The following is a 20,807-nucleotide window of genomic DNA, read 5'->3' on the forward strand; positions in this document are numbered from 1 at the left end:
GGCAACGGCGGGTGGCACCCGGAACGGCGGGGCACTCGCCGTTCCGGGTGCCGGTCTTCACGACAGCCCGAGCTCGTTGTCGAGCATGTCGAACATGTCGTCGTCGGTGGCCTCGTCGAAGCTGAACTCCGCTTCGTCGTCCTGCCCGGTGCGCAGCGCGGTCCACTTGGTGCGCAGCACTTCGAGGCGACCCGTGACCTGGTCGTGCAGCTCCGCGTCGACCTCCATGCCCTCGAACGACCGCTGCAACCGGTCCAGCTCGGCCAGCAGCGCGGCCGGGCCGTCCTGCTCCGGCACCAGTTCGCCGAGCAGGTGCTCGACGAGCTCCGCCGGAGTCGGGTAGTCGAACAGCAGCGTCGCCGGGAGTCGCAGTCCGGTGGCCGTGCCCATCCGGTTGCGGTACTCGACGGCGGTCAGCGAGTCGAACCCGAGGCCCTTGAACTCGCTGTCCGCGTTGATGCCGCCGGTGTCGGCGTGGCCGAGCACCTGGGCCGCCTGGCCGCGCACCACCTCCAGCAGGGTGTCGCGGCGTTGCGGCCCGGACTGCTCGGCGAGCCGGGTCGCGAGGTCTCCCCCGCCGGCCGCCGCGGACACCCGGCGAGCGGGAGTCCGCACGAGTCCGCGCAGCAGCGGCGCGAGCTCGTCCCGCGCGCGCAACGCGGGCAGGTCGAGCCGCACCGGTGCCAGCACCGGCTCGTCGGAGGCCAGCGCCGCATCGAACAGAGCGAGGCCGAGTTCTTCGCTCAGCGGCGGCATTCCGGAGCGAGTGATGCGCTCCGCCTCCTGCTCGGTGAGCTCACCGGCCATGCCGCCGGAGTTCCACGCCCCCCACGCCAGCGACAGCGCGGGCAGGCCGTGCGCCCGGCGGTGCCGGGCCAGCGCGTCGACGTAGGAGTTCGCCGCCGCGTAGTTGCCCTGACCCGCGGCTCCGAACACCCCGGCCACCGAGGAGAACAGCACGAACGCGTCGAGCTCCAGGTCCGCGGTGGCTTCGTGCAGGTTCCACGCGGCGTCGACCTTGGGCCGCAGCACCGCCGAGACCCGGTCCGCGTCGAGCGAGCCGAGCACGCCGTCGTCGAGCACTCCCGCCGCGTGCAGCACGGCGCGCAGCGGACGCTCGGCGGGAATCCGGCCGAGCAGGCCGGACAGCGACTCCCGGTCCGCGACGTCGCAGGCGACGACGTGGGCTTCGGCGCCGAGTTCGCCCAGTTCCGCCACGAGTTCGGCTGCTCCGGGGGCGTCCGGCCCGCGTCGGCCGGCCAGCAGCAGGTGCCGCGCTCCGCGTCCGGCGAGGTGGCGGGCGAGCAGGCCGCCCAGCCCGCCGGTGCCACCGGTGATGAGCACCGTGCCCTCGGCGTCCCAGCTGACGGGCTCCGCCGCGTCCGCCCTCGCCAGGCGCGGCACCCTCGGTTCACCGTCCACGATGGACACGTGCGGTTCGTCGACGGCGAGCGCCCGCAGCAGGGCGTCGGCCGTGAGCTCACCGGCGCCGAGTTCGAGCAGCCCGAACCGGCCGGGGTGCTCGGTCGCGGCGGTGCGCACCAGCCCGGCCGCGGCGGACGCGGCCAGGTCGCCGTGCTCGCGGGTGACGAACACCAAGTCGGCGTCGCGGTCGGCCGTCGCCCAGGACTGGGCCAGCCCCAGCACGTGGTGGGTGAGCGCGTGGGCGTCCTGCGGGTTCTCCCCGCCGTCGAGCGAGCACAACACCGTCGTGGCCGAGTCCGGCACGGACGTGAGGTCCGCGTGCACTTCGGGGACCGCGCCGGTCTGCTTGAACAGGTCGGCGAGCCCGAACGGGTCGGTGCCGACCAGGACCGGCACCGCACCGATCTCACCGGCGGGCGCGGGCGTCCGGTCGAGGCGGAACAACGCGTCCCGCCCGATCGCCCGGGTGCCCGCGGGGCTCGCGGCGCGGGTGCGCAGGCCTTCCACGGTGGCGACCGGTGCTCCGGTGCCGTCGGCCACGGCCAGCGCCAAGGTGTCGGCACCGGTGCGGGTCAACCGCACGCGCAGCGCACTCGCCCCGGCCGCGTGCAGCGACACCCCTTCCCAGGCGAACGGGACCGCCCCGTCCGAACCCGAGCCGGTGAGCAGCGCCGCGTGCAGCGCCGAGTCGAGCAGTGCGGGGTGCAGGCCGTAGGCCGCCGCGTCCACGTCGGCGGGCAGCGCGACCTCCGCGTACGTGGTGTCCCCGGAGCGCCAGGCGGCGCGCAGGCCCTGGAACACCGGGCCGTAGTCGAAGCCGAGGTCGGCGAAGTGCTCGTAGCAGCCCTCGACGTCGACGGGTTCGGCATCGGCGGGCGGCCAGGCGCCGACCTCGGCGGGGGCACCGCCGGTGCCGAGCACGCCGGTGGCGTGCAGCTGCCAGCCGTCCTCGCCGTCCGGGCGGGAGTGCACGGTCAGCGTGCGCCGCCCGGTGTCGTCCGGGGCCGCCGCCGAGACCTGCACCTGCACGCCGCCGTGCTCGGGCAGCAGCAGCGGAGCGGCCAAGGTGAGTTCGTCGACCCGGTCGCAGCCCGTCTCGTCCCCGGCCCGCAGCGCCAGTTCCAGCAACGCCGTTCCCGGCACCAGCACCGCGCCGGACACGGCGTGCTCGGCCAGCCACGGGTGGGTGCGGCGGGAGAGCCTGCTGGTGAACAGCGTCGCGTCGGTGTCGGCGAGTTCGACGGCGGCGCCGAGCAGCGGGTGCCCGGCCTCGCGCATCCCCGCCGCGCTGACGTCGCCCGCCCGCACCGGCGGGGTGGCGGGCCAGAACTCCTGGCGCTGGAACGGGTACGTGGGCACGTCGACGCGACGGGCACCGGGGAACACCGCGGGCCAATCGAGCCGGACGCCCCGCACGTGCAGCCGGGCCAGCGCGGTCAGCGCCGCCGACTCCTCCGGACGTCCCTTGCGCAGGGAGGGGATCAACTCGGCGTCCTCGGGGACGCTGTCGCGCGCGAGCGCGCTGAGCACCCCGTCCGGGCCGAGTTCGAGGAACGTGCGCACTCCCCGCCCGGTCAGCTCCCGCATCCCGTCGGCGAACCGCACGGCGTGGCGCACGTGCGCCACCCAGTGCTCGGCGCCGGGTTCGGCCAGTTCCGACCCGGTGGCCGTGGAGATGATCGGGATCTCCGGCGCGGAGTACGTCACTTCCCCTGCCACGGCGCGGAATTCGTCGAGCATCGGGTCCATCAGCGGCGAGTGGAACGCGTGCGAGACGCGCAGCGCGGTGACCTTCCGGCCGAGTTCGCGGAAGTGCGCCGCCACCTGCTCCACGGCGTCGGCGGCGCCGGAGACGACGACCGCTTCGGGACCGTTCACCGCGGCGACGCCGAGCTCCGCCTCCCTGCCGGTCAGCAGCGGCGCCACCTCGTCCTCGGCGGCCTGCACCGACGTCATGGCGCCACCGGCGGGCAGCGCCTGCATCAGCCTGCCGCGCGCGGCCACCAGCTTCGCCGCGTCGCCGAGGGTGAGCACCCCGGCCACGTGCGCGGCGGTGAGCTCGCCGATGGAGTGCCCGGCGAGGTGGTCCGGGCGCACGCCCCAGGACTCGACGAGGCGGTACAGCGCGACCTCGACGGCGAACAGCGCGGGCTGCGCGTAGCCGGTCTGGTCGAGCAGCGCCGCCTCGGCGGTGTCCGGTTCGGCGAACACGAGCTCGCGCAGCGGCCGGTCCAGGTGCTCGTCCAGCGCGGCGAACGCGGCGTCGAGGGCGGCGGCGAACACCGGGAACCGGGCGTGCAGCTCCCGGCCCATGCCGGCGCGCTGGGCGCCTTGGCCGGTGAACAGCACGCCGAGACCGCCGTGGGCGACCTGGCCTTCGACCAGCGCGCCGTCCGGCAGCGCCGAGGCGAGCGCGGTCAGCGAGCGCGCGGCGCTCGCCGGGTCCTCGGCGAGGACCACGGCCCTGCGGTCGAATCCGGTGCGTCCGGCGGCCAGCGAGAACCCGACGTCGGCGAGCGGCGCGGCGCCGCCCTCGATGCGGGCCGCCAGCCGCGCGGCCTGATCGCGCAGCGCCTCCGGCATCTTCGCCGACAGCACCAGCGGCACCACCGCGGCGGGCGTTTCCCGTTGCGGCGCGGGTGCTTCCGGTTCCTGTTCGAGGATGGTGTGCACGTTGGTGCCGCTGATCCCGAACGAGGACACCGCGGCGCGGCGCACCCGTCCCGTCTCGGGCCAGGCCGCGGGCTCGGACAGCAGCGCGACCGCACCGGCGGACCAGTCCACTTCGGACGACGGGGTGGCGGAGTGCAGGGTGCGGGGGACGGTGCCGTGGCGCATGGCCTGCACCATCTTGATGACGCCCGCGACACCGGCGGCGGCCTGCGTGTGGCCGAGGTTCGACTTCACCGAACCCAGCAGCAACGGCTCCTCCCGGTCCTGGCCGTAGGTCGCCAGCAGCGCCTGGGCTTCGATCGGGTCGCCGAGCCTGGTGCCGGTGCCGTGCGCCTCGACCACGTCCACGTCCTGAGTGGACAGACCACCGCTGGCGAGCGCCTGGCGGATGACCCGCTGCTGCGAGGGACCGTTCGGCGCCGTCAGGCCGTTCGACGCGCCGTCCTGGTTCACCGCGCTCCCGCGCAGCACGGCGAGGATCTCGCGACCCTCGCGCAGCGCGTCGGAGCGCCGCTGCAGCACCAGCATCCCGACGCCCTCGGACCAGCCGACGCCGTCGGCCGAGTCGGAGAACGCCTTGCAGCGGCCGTCGGCGGCGATGCCGCGCTGGCGGGAGAACTCGACGAACGCCGCCGGGGTCGCCATCACCGTGACGCCACCGGCCACCGCCAGCGAGCACTCGCCGGAGCGCAGCGCCTGCGCCGCCCAGTGCATCGCCACCAGCGACGACGAGCACGCCGTGTCCACCGTGACCGCCGGGCCCTCGAAACCGAACGTGTAGGACACCCGGCCCGAGGCGATGCTGCCCGCGCTGCCGTGGCCCTGGTAGCCCTCGTGCTCGGAACCGATCAGCGTGTCGCTGTAGTCGTTGTACATGACCCCGGCGAACACGCCGGTCTGGCTGCCGCGCAGCGCGGCCGGGTCGATCCCGGCGCGTTCGATGGCCTCCCAGGTGGATTCCAGCAGCAGCCGCTGCTGCGGGTCGGTGGTCAGGGCCTCGCGGGGGCTCATGCCGAAGAACGCCGGGTCGAATTCCGCCGCGTCGTGCAGGAAACCGCCGCGCCGGGTGGTCGAGGTGCCCGGCGCGTCCGGGTCCGGATCGTAGAGCGCGTCCAGGTCCCAACCGCGGTTGTCCGGGAAGCCGGTGATCGCGTCACCGCCCTCGGACACCAATCGCCACAGGTCCTCCGGCGAGGACACCCCACCGGGATACCGGCAGGCCATGCCGACGATCACGATCGGGTCGTCGTCGGCGGCGCGCACGACCTGCTGCGGCACGACCGCCGCCGGCTGCTCCCCCACCAGTTCGGCGAGCAGGTGCGCGGACAGCGCCTCGGCCGTCGGGTGGTCGAACACGAGCGTGGCGGGCAGCCGCAGGCCCGTCTCGGAGTTGAGCCGGTTGCGCAGTTCCACCGCCGTCAGCGAGTCGAAACCGAGGTCCTGGAAGGCGACCTGCGGATCGACCTCGGCGGTGCCGGTGTGGCCGAGCACCCCGGCCACCTGGCCGCGCACCAGTTCCAGCACGAGCTCGTGGCGCTTCGCGGCGTCCAGCCCCGCCAGCCGCTGCCCGAGGCCGCCGGTGGCGGCGCGGGAGGCGACGGCGCGGGACGCCGGAGTCCGGACCAGGCCGCGCAGCAGCTCCGGCACCTGGCCCTGGCCGCGCAGCACCGCGAAGTCGAACCGCACCGGGAACAGCACCGCCGGCCCGGACGTCGTCGCCGAGTCGAACAGGGCGAGGCCCTGCTCGTGGGTCAGCGGCGGCATCCCGGAACGGGCCAGCCTGCGCCGGTCCGCGTCGGTGAGGGTGCCGGTCATGCCGCCGGACTCCACCCACGGGCCCCACGCCAGCGACGAGCCTGGCAGGCCCGCCGCCCTGCGGTGCCGGGCGAGCGCGTCGAGGAAGGCGTTCGCCGTCGCGTAGTTGCTCTGCCCGGCCGCGCCGAAGGTGCCCGCCAGCGAGGAGAACAGCACGAACGCGCTCACGTCCCCGCACAGCTCGTGCAGGTTCCAGGCCGCGTCGACCTTCGGCCGCAGCACCGCGTCGAAGCGCTCCGGGGTGAGCGAGTCGAGCACGCCGTCGTCGAGCACCCCGGCCGTGTGCACCACGGATCCGATCTCGTAGCGCGACAGCAGCTCCGCCACCGCGGCCCGGTCGGCGACGTCGCAGGCCACGACCTGGACGTCGGCACCGAGCGCGGTCAGGTCCTCGACGAGACCGGGAGCTCCGGGCGCGCCGGGTCCGGAGCGGCTGACCAGCAGCAGCTCGCGCACGTCGTGCACGTCGACCAGGTGCCGCGCGACGGCGCCGCCGAGCCCACCGGTGCCGCCGGTGATCAGGACCCGGCCGGTCCAGCGCACGTCCTGCTCGGCCGCCGCGGACGCGCGGGCGAGGCGGCCCGCGTAGCGGACCCCGGCGCGCACGACGCGGGGTTCGGCGGACCACTCGGTCGCGGCCGGCAGGGAGGCCGGCTCGTCGTCGACGTCGATCAGGCCGAACGTCGCGGGGCTCTCGACCTGCGCGGCCCGGATGAGACCCCAGGCCGATGCGGCGGCGAGGTCGCGCACGTCCTCGTCGTCGCGGGCGACGGCGTGGCGGGTGACGAACACCAGGCGCGAGGCGTGCAGGCGGGAATCCCGCTGCCACTGCCCCACCAGGTCCAGCACCCGCGTCGCCAGCTCGTGCACCGCGCCCGCGACGTCGTCGAAGCGGCCGCCGATCGGGGCCAGCACGACGTCGGGAACGTCGTCCAGCGAAGCCAGATCCGGCACCTCGGTCGCCGGGGTACCGGCGGCCCGCAGCTGCGCGGCGAACTCCTCGGACCGCAGCACCACCACCGAATCCGCGGGGGAACCGGCGGGTTCCGCCTCGGACCAGTCGAGCCGGTAGAGCGAGTCCCGTTCCGCGCGGGCCGCCTGCTCCGGCGACACCGCCCGCAGCAGCAGCGACTCCACCGACACCACCGGCGCACCGGCCGGGTCGGTGGCCGCGATCGACACCTCGTCCGGTCCGGTGCGGCTGATCCGCACGCGCAGCGCGGTCGCACCGGTGGCGTGCAGCGACAGGCCCTGCCAGGTGAACGGCAGCGCGCCCTCGGACAGCCCGCCGAGCAGCGCCGCGGCCTGCACCCCGGCGTCGAGCAGCGCCGGGTGCAGCCCGAAACCGGCCACGTCGGTCTCCGCGGGCAGCTCCACCTCGGCGAACACCTCGTCGCCGGAGCGCCACGCCGCGCGCAGGCCCTGGAACAGCGGGCCGTAGGCGAAGCCCGCGTCCGCGAGCCGCTCGTAGGTCCCGTCCAGGTCGAGCGCCGGGGCCGCCGGTGGCCACGCCGCGCCGTCGAACTCGGCGGTGCGCGCACCCCTGCCCAGCACCCCGGCGGCGTGCCGGGTCCAGTCGCGGCCCTCGGCGTCCGGCCGGGAGTAGACCTCCACGCGGCGCCGCCCGGACTCCGCCGGGCCGACCCACACCTGGACGCGTACGGCCTCCTGCTCCGGCAGCACCAGCGGCGCGGCGAGCGTGAGCTCCTCGATGCGGTCGCAGCCCGCCTCGTCCCCGGCACGCAGCGCCAGTTCGGCGAAGGCGGTGCCCGGCACGATCACCGCGCCCCGCACCGCGTGCTCGGCCAGCCACGGGTGGGTGCGGGTGGAGATCCTGCTGGTGAACAGGAATCCGTCCTCGTCGGCGCGTTCCACCGCCGCGCCCAGCAGCGGGTGCCCGGCGGCGCTCAGGCCCGCGGCCCGCACGTCGCCCGCAGCGCCCGCGGCGGGCTCGGGCCAGAACCGGCGGTGCTGGAAGGCGTAGGTCGGCAGGTCGACGCGCCGAGCGCCGGGCAGCAGCGCCGCCCAGTCCAGTTCGACGCCGCGCACGTGCAGCCGGGCCAGCGCGGTCAGCGCCGTCTCGTCCCCGGGGCGGTCCTTGCGGGCCAGCGGGACGGCGACGGCCGCCGCGTCCAGCGAGTTCTGGGCGAGCGCGGCCAGCGACCCGTCCGGGCCGATGTCCAGGAACGTGGTGGCGCCCAGCCTCGCGAGTTCCCGCACCGCGTCGGCGAACCGCACGGTGTGGCGCACGTGGTCCACCCAGTACTCCGGTTCGCGCACCGCTTCGCGCTGCTGCTCCCCCGTCACGGTGGACACGATCGCGATGCTGGCGAGCCCGTAGGTCAGGCTTTCGGCGACCTCGCGGAACTCGGCGAGCATCGGTTCCATCAGCGGCGAGTGGAAGGCGTGCGAGACGCGCAGCCGCCGCGCCTCGGCGCAGTGCCGCTCCACCTCCGCGACGGCTTCCTCGGCACCGGACACGACCACGGACTCGGGTCCGTTGACGGCGGCGATGCCGACGTCCTCGCGACCGTCGACCAGCTCGGCGACCTCGGCTTCAGTGGCCCGCAGCGCGCTCATCGCGCCACCCGCGGGCAGCGCCTGCATCAGCCTGCCGCGCGCGGCGACCAGCCGGGCCGCGTCGTCCAGGGACAGCACGCCGGCGGCGTGCGCGGCGGCGATCTCACCGATGGAGTGGCCGGCCAGGTGACCGGGACGCACGCCCCAGGACTCGACGAGCCGGTACAGCGCGACCTCGACGGCGAACAGCGCGGGCTGGGCGAATTCGGTGCGGTTGAGCAGGTCCGCGTCCTCGCCCCACATCACCTCGCGCAGCGGCCGGTCCAGGTGCGCGTCCAGCGCGGCGAGCGCGGCGTCCAGCGCGTCGGCGAACGCGGGGAACCGCTCGTGCAGGTCGCGTCCCATGCCGAGGCGTTGCGAACCCTGCCCGGCGAACAGGAACGCGAGCCCGCCGGTGCCGGTGCGGCCGTGCGCGGCGGCGGACCCGGCGTCGCCGTCGGCGACGGAGCGCAGCGCCTCCAGCGTCGCGGCCGGTTCGTCGGCGAACACCACGGCGCGGTGCTCGAACCCGGATCGCCCGGTGGCCAGCGAGAACCCGACGTCGGCCGGGTCGGTGTCCGGGAGCACGCCGAGGTGTTCCACGAGCCGCGCGGCCTGCTCGCGCAGGGCGGGTTCGGTGCGGGCCGAGAGCACCCACGGCACCACGTCGTGCGCGGGCCGCTCGGCGGGTTCCTGCTCGGGTTCCGGCTGTTCGAGGATGACGTGGGCGTTGGTGCCGCTGATGCCGAACGAGGACACCCCGGCGCGGCGCGGGCGGTCGAGCTCCGGCCAGTCCCGCTGCTCGGCGAGCAGCTCCACGGCGCCGTCCTCCCAGTCCACGTGGGACGAGGGGGCGTCGGCGTGCAGCGTCGGCGGCAGCGCGCCGTGCCGGATCGCCTGCACCATCTTGATCACACCGGCGACGCCCGCGGCGGCCTGCGAGTGGCCGAGGTTGGACTTGATCGAGCCGAGCCACAGCGGCTCGTCGCGATCCTGGCCGTAGGTCGCCAGCAACGCCTGCGCCTCGATCGGATCACCCAAAGTCGTGCCCGTACCGTGCGCCTCGACCACATCAACGTCCTGAGTGGACAAACCACCGCTCGCCAACGCCTGCCGGATCACCCGCTGCTGCGACGGACCGTTCGGCGCCGTCAACCCGTTCGACGCACCGTCCTGGTTCACCGCACTCCCGCGCAGCACCGCCAGCACCCGGTGGCCGTGGCGGCGCGCGTCGGACATGCGCTCCAGCACCACCATGCCCACGCCCTCCGACCAGCCGACGCCGTCGGCGGAATCGGAGAACGACCGGCAGCGCCCGTCCTCGGACAGGCCGCGCTGCCGGGAGAACTCGACGAACGTGCTCGGCGTCGACATCACCGTCACACCGCCCGCCAGCGCCAGCGAGCACTCACCGGAGCGCAGCGCCTGCGCGGCGAGGTGCATGCCGACCAGCGAGGACGAGCAGGCGGTGTCCACGGTGACCGCCGGGCCCTCGAAGCCGAACGTGTAGGACACCCGGCCGGAGGCGACGCTGCCCGCGCTGCCGCTGCCCTGGTAGCCCTCGAACTCGGTGCCCGCCAGCAGCGAGCCGTAGTCGTTGTACATCACCCCGGCGAACACGCCCGTCGGGCTGCCGCGCAACGCGGCCGGGTCGATCCCGGCGCGCTCCACGGCTTCCCAGGAGACCTCCAGCAGCAACCGCTGCTGCGAGTCGGTGGCCAGCGCCTCGCGCGGGCTCATGCCGAAGAACGCCGGGTCGAACTCCGCCGCCTCGTGCAGGAAACCGCCGCGACGGGTGTAGGAGGTGCCGTGGTGGTCGGGGTCCGGGTGGTACAGCTCGTCGAGATCCCAGCCGCGGTCGGCGGGGAAGTCGGTGATCGCGTCGGCGCCCTCGGACACCAGCCGCCACAGGTCCTCCGGCGAGGACACCCCGCCCGGATACCGGCAGGCCATGCCCACGATGACCACCGGGTCGTCGACCACCGGCGGCAGGACCTCGGCGGGCGTGGCCTGCGGCACGGCGCCGAACAGCTCCTCGGCGACGAACGCGGCCAGCGCCTCGGCGTTCGGGTGGTCGAACACGGCGGTCGCGGGCAGCCGCAGACCGGTCTCCGCGTTGATCTTGTTGCGGAGTTCGACGGCGGTCAGCGAGTCGAACCCGAGCTCCTGGAACGCGCGGTGCGGCTCCACCGTGCTCGCGCCCGCGTGGCCCAGCACCGCCGCGACCTGGGTGCGCACCAGGTCGAGCAGCGCCGTCGCGCGCTCCGCCTCCGGCAGGCCCGCGAGCCGATCGCCCAGCGCGCGGGACACCCCGGTCCCGGCGCCGGCGCGGCGGGTGCGGGTGCGGATGAGGCCGCGCAGCACGCTGGGCACCTCGCCCTGCGCGCGCAGCGCGGGCAGGTCCAGCCGCGCCGGGACCACCACGGCCTCGTCGGCACCGGTGGCCAGGTCGAACAGGCCGAGCCCCTGCTCCACCGGCAGCGGCGGCAGACCGGAACGGGTCATCCGCTCCCGGTCGGCGGCGGTGAGACCGCCCGTCATGCCGCCGGTGTCCGCCCACGGACCCCAGGCCAGCGACACCGCGGGCAGGCCCGCCGCGCGCCGGTGCTGGGCGAGCCCGTCGAGGAAGGCGTTCGCGGCGGCGTAGTTGCCCTGCGCGGGCGAGCCGAAGGTGCCCGCCAGCGAGGAGAACAGCACGAACCGGGACAGCTCCCCGGCGGATTCGTGCAGGTTCCAGGCCGCGTCGACCTTCGGCCGCAGCACCGCCGCCAGCCGTTGCGGGGTGAGCGCGTCGACGACGCCGTCGTCGAGCACGCCCGCCGTGTGCACCACCGCGCCCACGTCGTGGCGCGACAGCAGGTCCGCCACGGCGTCGCGGTCGGCGACGTCGCAGGCCGCGACCTGCACTTCGGCGTCCATCGCGGTCAGCTCCGCGACCAGCGGCACGACGCCCTCGGATTCGCCGCCGCTCCTGCTGACCAGCAGCAGCCTGCGCACGCCGTGTTCGCGCACCAGGTGCCGCGCCACGGCGGTGCCCAGGCCCCCGGTGCCGCCGGTGACGAGCACCAGCTCCTCCGGGTTCCAGTCGACCGCGGCGGGTTCGGGCAGGCGCGCGAGCCGGGCCGCGGCGAGCACGCCGCCGCGCATCCGCAGCTGCGGTTCCGCGCTCGCCACGGCCTGGGCGAGCAGTTCCGCGTCCGGTGCGGGCGAGTCGAGGTCGAGCAGCCCGAACCGGCCGGGGTGCTCGCGCTCGGCGGTGCGCACCAGGCCCCACACCGCTGCCGCGGCCAGGTCGCCGCCGGTGGTGGCGTCGCGGGTGACGAACACGAGCCGGGAGGTGCGCCCGGACGCGAGGTGTTCCTGCACGGTGGCGAGCACGTCACCGGTCGCGGCGTGCGCGGCGTGCGGTCCGGTTCCCGCCGGGCGCACGGGGACGAGCACGACGTCGTCGCCCTCTGGGATCTCCGCCGCGCGCAGGGCTTCGACGAGACCGAGGCCGTCCTGGCCGCGCACGGAGGCGGTGCCGCCGCCCTCGGTCGCGCGGACCGGCGCCCACTCCAGGCGGAACAGCGAATCCCGTTGCGCGGGAAGGGTTTCGGCGGCGTCGCCGGGCGCGCGCAAGGTCAGCGCGGCGACCGAGGCGACCGGGGCGCCGGTGGTGTCGGCGATGACCAGCGACACCACGTCGGTGTCGGTCGGCGTGATCCGCACCCGCAGCGCGGTCGCTCCCGCCGCGTGCAGCGACACGCCGTCCCAGGTGAACGGCAGGCCGCGCCGGCGGCCGGGGAGCTGGGAGACGGCGTGCAGCGCGGCGTCGGCCAGCGCGGGGTGCAGGCCGTAGTCGGCGGCGTCGGGCAACGCGTGCTCCGGCAGTTCCACCTCGGCGAACACCTCGTCGCCGGAGCGCCACACCGCGGTGAGGCCGCGGAACGAGGCGCCGTAGTCGAACCCGGCGTCGGCGAGCGCGTCGTAGCAGCCGTCCAGGTCCACCTGCCGCGCCCCGGCGGGCGGCCACTCCGCGAGACCGGTCGACTCGGCGCCGCCGGTGGTGAGGGTGCCAGCGGCGTGCCGCGTCCAGGCGTGCTCCGGGTCGCCCTCGGGACGGGCGTAGACCTCCGCGACGCGGCGACCGGCCTGCTCGGCACCGAGCCGCACCTGCAGTTGCAGCGCGCCGGTGGCGGGCAGTTCCAGCGGGCGGCCGATGGTCAGGTCGTCGACCCGGTCGCAGCCCACCTCGTCGCCCGCGCGGGTGACCAGTTCCAGGAACGCGGTGCCGGGCAGCAGCACCGCGCCGTGCACGGTGTGCTCCGCGAGCCACGGCGGCGCGGTGCGGGAAAGCCTGCCGGTGAACAGGGTTTCGCCGGATTCGGCGACCTCCACCGCCCCGCCGAGCAGCGGGTGCGCGGCGGGCCGGACACCGATGGCGACGGCGTCGCCGGACGCGGTGACGGGGCCGGGCCAGAAGCGCTCGTGCTGGAAGGCGTAGGTGGGCAGCTGAACGCGGCGGGCGCCGGGGAACACCGCCGCCCAGTCGAGCGGGACGCCCCGGGTGTGCAGGTGGGCGAGCGCGGCGACGGCGGTCGGCTCCTCGTCGCGGTCCTCGCGCAGCAGCGCCACGGCCGACGCGTCCTCGGCGGACTCCGCGACGAGCGCGGTGAGCACCGAATCCGGCCCCAGTTCCAGGAACGTCCGGTCGCCGAGGTCGCTCATGGCGCGGACGCCGTCGGCGAACCGCACGCAGGCCCGGACGTGGCGCACCCAGTACTCCGGGGTGGCGATCTCGGGCCCGGCGACGGCGCCGGTGACGTTGGAGACGACGGGGATCGCGGGCTCGGCGAAGTCCAGCTCGGCCAGTTCGGCGGCGAACTCGGCGAGCACCGGGTCCACCAGCGGCGAGTGGAACGCGTGCGACACGCGCAGTTCGGTGGTCTTGCGGCCGTCGTCGGCGAACCGGCGCGCGAGCGCTTCGACGGCGTCGCGCGCACCGGAGAGCACCACCGAGCCGGGCGCGTTGATGGCGGCGACGGCCACTTCGTCGCCGAGCAGCGGGAGGACTTCGTCCTCGGTGGCGCGCACCGCGATCATCGCGCCACCGGCGGGCAGCGCCTGCATGAGCCGGGCGCGGGCGCCCACGAGCGTCGCCGCGTCGGCGAGCCCGAGCACTCCCGCGACGTGCGCGGCGGCGACCTCGCCGATGGAGTGCCCGGCGAGGTGGTCCGGGCGCACGCCCCAGGACTCGACCAGCCGGTACAGCGCGACCTCGACCGCGAACAGCGCGGGCTGCGCGTAGCCGGTCCGCTCCAGCAGGTCCGCGTCCTCGCCCCACATCACCTCGCGCAACGGGCGGTCCAGGTGCCGGTCGAGCTCGTCGCAGGCGGCGTCGAGCGCGGCGGCGAACACGGGGAACCGGGCGTGCAGCTCCCGGCCCATGCCGAGGCGCTGCGAGCCCTGCCCGGAGAACAGCACGCCGAGCCTGCCGTCGGCCACGGAGCCTTCGACCACGCTCGGGTCCGGCTCGCCGGTGGTGAGCGCGGCGAGCCCGCCCAGCAGCGCGTCCCGTTCCGCGGCGACGAGCACGGCGCGGTGTTCGAAGGCGGCGCGGGTGGTGGCCAGCGAGTAGCCGATGTCGTCGGTGGCGGCCGGTTCGGCCTGCACCCGCCCGAGCAGCCGGGCGGCCTGCGCGCGCAGCGCCTGCGGGCTGCGCCCGGACAGCACCCACGGCAGCACGCCGGTGCCGGTTTCCCGTTCTCGGGCCGGGATTTCCGGTGCGGGAGCCTGTTCGAGGATGACGTGGGCGTTGGTGCCGCTGATGCCGAACGAGGACACCCCGGCCCGGCGCGGGCGGTCGAGCTCCGGCCAGTCCCGCTGCTCGGCGAGCAGTTCGACCGCTCCCGCCTCCCAGTCGACGTGAGTGGACGGGGTCTCGGCGTGCAGGCTGCGGGCGAGCGAGCCGTGCCGCATCGCCAGCACCATCTTGATGACGCCCGCGACACCGGCGGCGGCCTGCGTGTGGCCGATGTTCGACTTCACCGAGCCGAGCCACAGCGGCTCGTCGCGATCCTGGCCGTAGGTCGCCAGCAACGCCTGCGCCTCGATCGGATCACCCAACGTGGTGCCCGTGCCGTGCGCCTCCACCACGTCAACGTCCTGAGTGGACAAACCACCACTGGCCAACGCCTGCCGGATCACCCGCTGCTGCGACGGACCGTTCGGCGCCGTCAACCCGTTCGACGCACCGTCCTGATTCACCGCACTCCCGCGCAACACCGCCAGCACGTCGTGCCCGTTGCGCAGCGCATCGGACCGCCGCTCCAGCACCAGCATCCCGACGCCCTCGGACCAGCCCACGCCGTCGGCGTCGTCCGAGAACGCCTTGGAACGGCCGTCGAGGGCCAGCCCTCGCTGCCGGGAGAAGTCCACGAAGGTGCTCGGCGTCGACATCACCGTCACACCGCCCGCCAGCGCCAGCGAGCACTCACCGGAACGCAGCGCCTGCGCCGCCCAGTGCATCGCCACCAGCGACGACGAGCACGCCGTGTCCACCGTGACCGCCGGGCCCTCGAAACCGAACGTGTAGGACACCCGACCCGAGGCGACGCTCGGGGCGCTGCCGTTGCCGCGGTAGCCCTCGAACTCCGCACCCGGCAGCAAGGTGCCGTAGTCGTTGTACATCACCCCGGCGAACACACCCGTCGGGCTGCCCTGCAACCCGTGCGGGTCCAGCCCGGCGCGCTCCAGCGCCTCCCACGACACCTCCAGTAGCAACCGCTGCTGCGAGTCCGTGGCCAGCGCCTCGCGCGGGCTCATCCCGAAGAACGCCGGGTCGAACTCGCCCGCCTCGTGCAGGAAACCGCCGTGGCGCACGTGGGTGCGGCCGGGCGTCTCCGGGTCCGGGTCGTAGATCCGCTCCAGGTCCCAGCCGCGGTCGGCGGGGAACTCGGAGATGCCGTCGCCGCCCTCGGCGACCAGCCGCCACAGGTCCTCCGGCGAGGACACCCCGCCCGGATAGCGGCAGGCCATCCCGACGATCACGATCGGGTCGTCGTCGGCGGCGGCGACCGGCGCCACCACCGGTGCGGCGGCCTCCTGCCCGCCGAACAGCTCCTCGTGCAGGTACTCGGCGAGCGCGGTCGGCGTCGGGTGGTCGAACACCAGGGTCGCGGGCAGCCGCAGGCCGGTGTCCGCGTTGAGGCCGTTGCGCAGCTCCACGGCGGTCAGCGAATCGAAGCCGAGGTCCTGGAACTGGCGGGTCGCCGGGACCGAGGACGCGCCGGAATGCCCCAGCACCACGGCGATCCGGCCGCGCACCAGCTCCAGCAGCGCCTCGCGTCGCTCCACATCGGACAGACCACCGAGCCGGGCGGCCAGCCCGTCGGAGGCCGCCGAGCGGGCCGCGCCGCGGCGCACCGGCGTCCGGATCAGGCCGCGCAGCAGCGGCGCGACCTCGCCCTGCGCGCGCAGCCCGGCCAGGTCCAGGCGCACCGTCAGCGGAGCCGGATCGGCGCCGGAGACGGCCGCGTCGAACAGCGCGAGCCCCTCCTCCAGTTCCAGCGGCGGCATCCCGGAGCGGGCGACGCGCTGCACGTCGACCTCGGACAGCGCTCCGGTCATGCCCACGTCGCGGGTCCACGGGCCCCACGCCAGCGAGGTCGCGGGCAACCCCGCCGCGTGGCGGTGCCGGGCCAGGCCGTCGAGGAAGGCGTTGCCCGCCGCGTAGTTGCCCTGCCCGGCGCTGCCGAACGCGGCGGCCACCGAGGAGAACAGCACGAACGCGGTCAGGTCGTGCTCGCGGGTCAGTTCGTGCAGGTGCCAGGCGGCGTCGACCTTGGGCCGCAGCACCGCCGCGAGCCGGTCCGGGGTGAGCGCGCCGACGATCCCGTCGTCGACGACGCCCGCCGTGTGCACCACGGCCCGCAGCGGATGCGCCGCCGGGATCGCGGCGACGGCCTCCGCCAGCGCGTCCCGGTCGGCGGTGTCGCAGGCCGACACCACGACGTCGGAGCCCAGTTCGCGCAGCCGCGCGGCGAGCTCCGGCGCCCCGTCGGCGTCGAGCCCGCGGCGGCTCAGCAGCAGCAGGTGCCGCACTCCGCGATCGCGCACCAGGTGTTCGGCCAGCGCGCCGCCCAGCCCGCCGGTGCCGCCGGTGATGAGCACCGTGCCTTCGGCGTCCCAGGTGGCCGACTCCGCCGGGGCCTGCGCGCGGGCCAGCCGCGCCGCGAGGACCTCGTCGCCGCGCACGAGCACGTCCGGCTCGTCCGCGACCGCCGCCGCGGCGAGCGCTTCCGGGCTCGCGTCGGCGGCGCGGTGGATCAGGCCGAACCGGCCGGGGTTCTCCGTCCCGGCGACCCGCACCAGCCCGTGCACCGCGGCGGCGGCGGGGTCGGCGTCGGCCTCGCCGGTGACGAACACCAGCTTCGAGTCCGCGAAGCGCTCCTGCCCGAGCCAGTCCTGGATCAGCGCCAGCACCCCGGCCGTGACCTCGTGCGCGGACCGCACGACGTCGGCGTCGCCGCGCACCGGCACCAGCACCCGCTCCGGCACCGGGTCGACGTTGGACAGCCCCGTGAGCTCGCGGATCTCCATCCCGGCGGCGCCGAACGCGTCGGCGGAACCGAGCACCGCGAGCCGCTCCGGGAGCGCGCCGGTGCGGATCGGGGTGCGGTCGAGGCGGAACAGCGAGTCGCGAGCGGCGGCACCGGAACCGACCCGGTCGGCCGGGACCTCCCGCGCCAGCAACGACTCGAACGTGGCCACCGGCGCGCCCTGGGCGTCGGCGAGGACCATCGACATGGCGTCCTCGCCCGCGCGGGCCAGGTGGGCGCGCACGGTCGACGCGCCGGAGGCGTGCAGCGCACCGCCTTCCCAGGCGAACGGCAACCCGCCGCGGCTGATCGGGCCGAGGTCGGCGAACGCCGCCGCGTGCTGCACCGCGTCCAGCAGCGCCGGGTGCAGGCCGTAGGGCGCGGCGTCGACGTTCTCGGGCAGCGCGACCTCGGCGAACACCTCCTGCTCGCGCCGCCACACCCGGCGCAGCCCGCGGAACGAGGGGCCGTAGTCGAAACCGAGCCCGGCCAGCCGCTCGTAGACGCCCTCGACGTCCACCGGTTCGGCGCCCGGCGGCGGCCACGCGGTCAGCCCGGTGCCCGCGCCCGCGCCGGTGCCGAGCACGCCGGTCGCGTGCAGGGTCCACGGGGACAGCTCGTCGGCCCGGGAGAAGACCTCCATCGAGCGGCGGCCGTCCGCGTCCGCCGCGGCGACCCGCACCTGCGTGCCGATCGCGCCGTCGGCGGGCAGCACCAGCGGCGCGGCCAGCGTCAGCTCCTCCACGCGGTCGCAGCCCGCCTCGTCGGCGGCGCGGATCGCGAGTTCCATGAAAGCCGTGCCGGGCAGCAGGATCCGGCCGCCGACGACGTGCTCGGCCAGCCACGGCCGGGTCGCCGCGGACAGCTCCGAGCCGAACACGAGCTCATCACCACCGGCAAGCTCCACGCCGGAGCCGAGCAGCGGGTGGGTTCCCGGACCCGCGGCGGGCGCGTCACCACCGCGGGTCCGGGACGTCGAAGGCCAGAACCGGCGGTCCTGGAACGGGTAGGTCGGCAGGTCCGCGCGCCGCGCCCCGGTGCCCTCCAGCACCGCGGCCCAGTCCACCGCGACCCCGGCCACGTGCAGCGCGGCCAGCGCGGAGAGGGCGGCGAGCTCGTCGCCCTTCGCCCCGCGCAGCACCGGAACCGCCACCACGTCGGGCAGGTTCTCCCGCGTCATCGCCGAGAGCACGCCGTCCGGGCCGAGCTCCAGGAAGGCGCGCACGCCGCGGGCGTGCAGCGCGGTCACCGCGTCGGCGAAGCGCACCGGTTCGCGCACGTGGCGCACCCAGTACTCGGCGGAGCCGAAGTCGGTGCCCGTCCCGGTGGGCACGCTCGCGGTGGGCACGACCGGGATGCGCGGCTCGCCGAAGGTCAGCTCCGCCACCACCGAGCGGAACTCGGCGAGCATCGGCTCCATCAGCGGCGAGTGGAACGCGTGGCTCACCACGAGCCGCTTCGCCTTGCGGCCGAGGCCTTCCCAGCGGTCGGCGATGTCTGCGAGGAGGTCGGCGTCGCCGGAGAGCACCACCGAGGACGGGCCGTTGATCGCCGCGATGCCGACGCGGTCGCCGACGAGTTCGGCGGCTTCCTGCTCGGTGGCCTGCACCGCGAGCATCGCGCCCCCGGCGGGCAGCGCCTGCATCAGGCGACCGCGGGCCGCGACCAGCTTCGCCGCGTCCGGCAGCGACAGGACACCGGAGACGTGCGCGGCGGCGATCTCGCCGATGGAGTGGCCCGCGAGGTGGTCGGGGCGCATCCCCCAGCTCTCCACGAGCCGGTACAGCGCGACCTCGACGGCGAACAGGGCCGGCTGCGCGAATTCGGTGCGGGCCAGCGCTTCCTCGTCGTCGCCCCACATCACCTCGCGCAGCGGGCGAGGAAGGTGCGGGTCGAGCTCCGCGCACGCCGCGTCCAGCGCCGCGGCGAACGCGGCGAAGCGGCCGTGCAGCGAGCGGCCCATCCGCAACCGCTGGGACCCCTGCCCGGAGAACACGAACGCCGTCGGGCACTCCTCGGGGGCGAGCCCGCTCGCGAGTTCGGTGAGGCCGTCGGATCCGGCCAGCAGGACCGAGCGGTGCTCGAACGTCGACCGCGACTCGGCGAGGGTCAGCGCGACGTCGGTGAGCGGCGTGGCGGGGTTCTCGGCGAGGTGGACGCCGAGCCGGTCCACCTGCGCGGCGAGCGCTTCGGGGCCGCGCGCGGACACCGGCAGCGCCACGAACTCGGGCAGCACGCGGGTTTCGCGCGGCTGCTCCACGACGGCCGGGGCCTGCTCGACGATCACGTGCGCGTTGGTGCCGCTGATGCCGAACGACGAGATCCCGGCGCGGCGCGGGCGGTCGCGCTCCGGCCAGTCGCGCTGCTCGGCGAGCAGCTCGACCGATCCGGCGCTCCAGTCCACGTTGGACGACGGGGCGTCCACGTGCAGGCTGCGCGGCAGCACGCCGTGCCGCATCGCCAGCACCATCTTGATCACACCGGCGATCCCGGCGGCGGCCTGCGTGTGGCCGATGTTCGACTTGATCGACCCGAGCCACAGCGGCGTCTCGCGGTCCTGGCCGTAGGTCGCCAGCAGCGCCTGCGCCTCGATCGGATCGCCGAGCGTGGTGCCCGTGCCGTGCGCCTCCACTGCGTCCACATCGGACGGTTCGAGGTGCGCGTTGCCGAGCGCGGCGCGGATGACGCGCTGCTGCGACGGCCCGTTCGGCGCCGTCAGCCCGTTCGACGCGCCGTCCTGGTTGATCGCCGACCCGCGCACCACCGCCAGCACCGGGTGCCCGTTTCGCTGCGCGTCGGACAACCGCTCCAGCAGCAGAACACCTGAGCCCTCGCCCCAGCCGGTGCCGTCGGCGGCGTCCGCGAACGGCTTGCAGCGGCCGTCGGCGGCCAGGCCGTGCTGCGCGGTGAACGACACGAACGGACCCGGCGTGGCCATCACCGAAGCACCGCCGGTCAGCGCCAGCGAGCACTCCCCGCCGCGCAGCGCCTGCACCGCCTGGTGCAGCGCCACCAGCGAGGACGAGCAGCCGGTGTCCACCGTGATCGCGGGACCTTCGAGGCCGAACAGGTAGGACAGCCGCCCCGACAGCACGCACGCCGCGTGCCCGGTGTTGGCGTACACCTCCACGTCCTCGTCGCAGCCGTCGAGGACCTTGCCGTAGTCCTGGCCGGTGGTACCCATGAACACGCCGGTCTGCGAGCCGCGCAGCGAAGCCGGGTCGATGCCCGCCCGCTCCACCGCCTCCCACGCGGTCCGCAGCAGCAGCCGCTGCTGCGGGTCCATCGCGACGGCCTCGCGGGGGGCGATGCCGAAGAACTCGGCGTCGAAGTCGGCCATGCCCGCGAGGAACGCGCCCTCCTGCGCCAGGCTGGTCCCCTCGCCCTCGCCGCTGAGCCGGTCCAGGTCCCAGCCGCGGTCGGTCGGGAACCCGCCGACCGCGTCGCGCCCCTCGACGACCAGGTCCCACAGCCGCTCCGGGGTGTCGACCCCGTCGGGGAACCGGCAGCCGATCCCGACGACGGCGATCGGCTCCGCCGCCGAGGACACCAGCCGCTGGTTCTGCTCGCGCAGCCGCTCGATCTCCTTCAGCGACGAGCGGAGCGCTTCGACGTACTCGTTCTTCGAGTCGGCCATTCCGGTCTCCTTAGCGGCCCGTTCGGCATGGGTATGTCCGTGTCTTGTCAGCGGCGAAGCCGCTGAGCAGTGACCAGCTTGAGCAACCGGCACCGCCGCGGGTTCTCAGCGGCTTC

General features: G+C 75.3%; 1 protein-coding gene. It reads right to left on the minus strand.

Translation table 11 applies throughout. The features are described from left to right. Positions 1-57: 57 nt before the first annotated feature. Positions 58-20,691 carry an SDR family NAD(P)-dependent oxidoreductase gene (locus ACWD38_RS14255; RefSeq protein WP_450124202.1) on the minus strand — a complete coding sequence of 6,878 codons (20,634 nt, stop codon included), beginning with the start codon at positions 20,689-20,691 and terminating at the stop codon, positions 58-60. Positions 20,692-20,807 lie beyond the last annotated feature (116 nt).

Source organism: Saccharopolyspora sp. NPDC002578 (genome assembly GCF_053592695.1).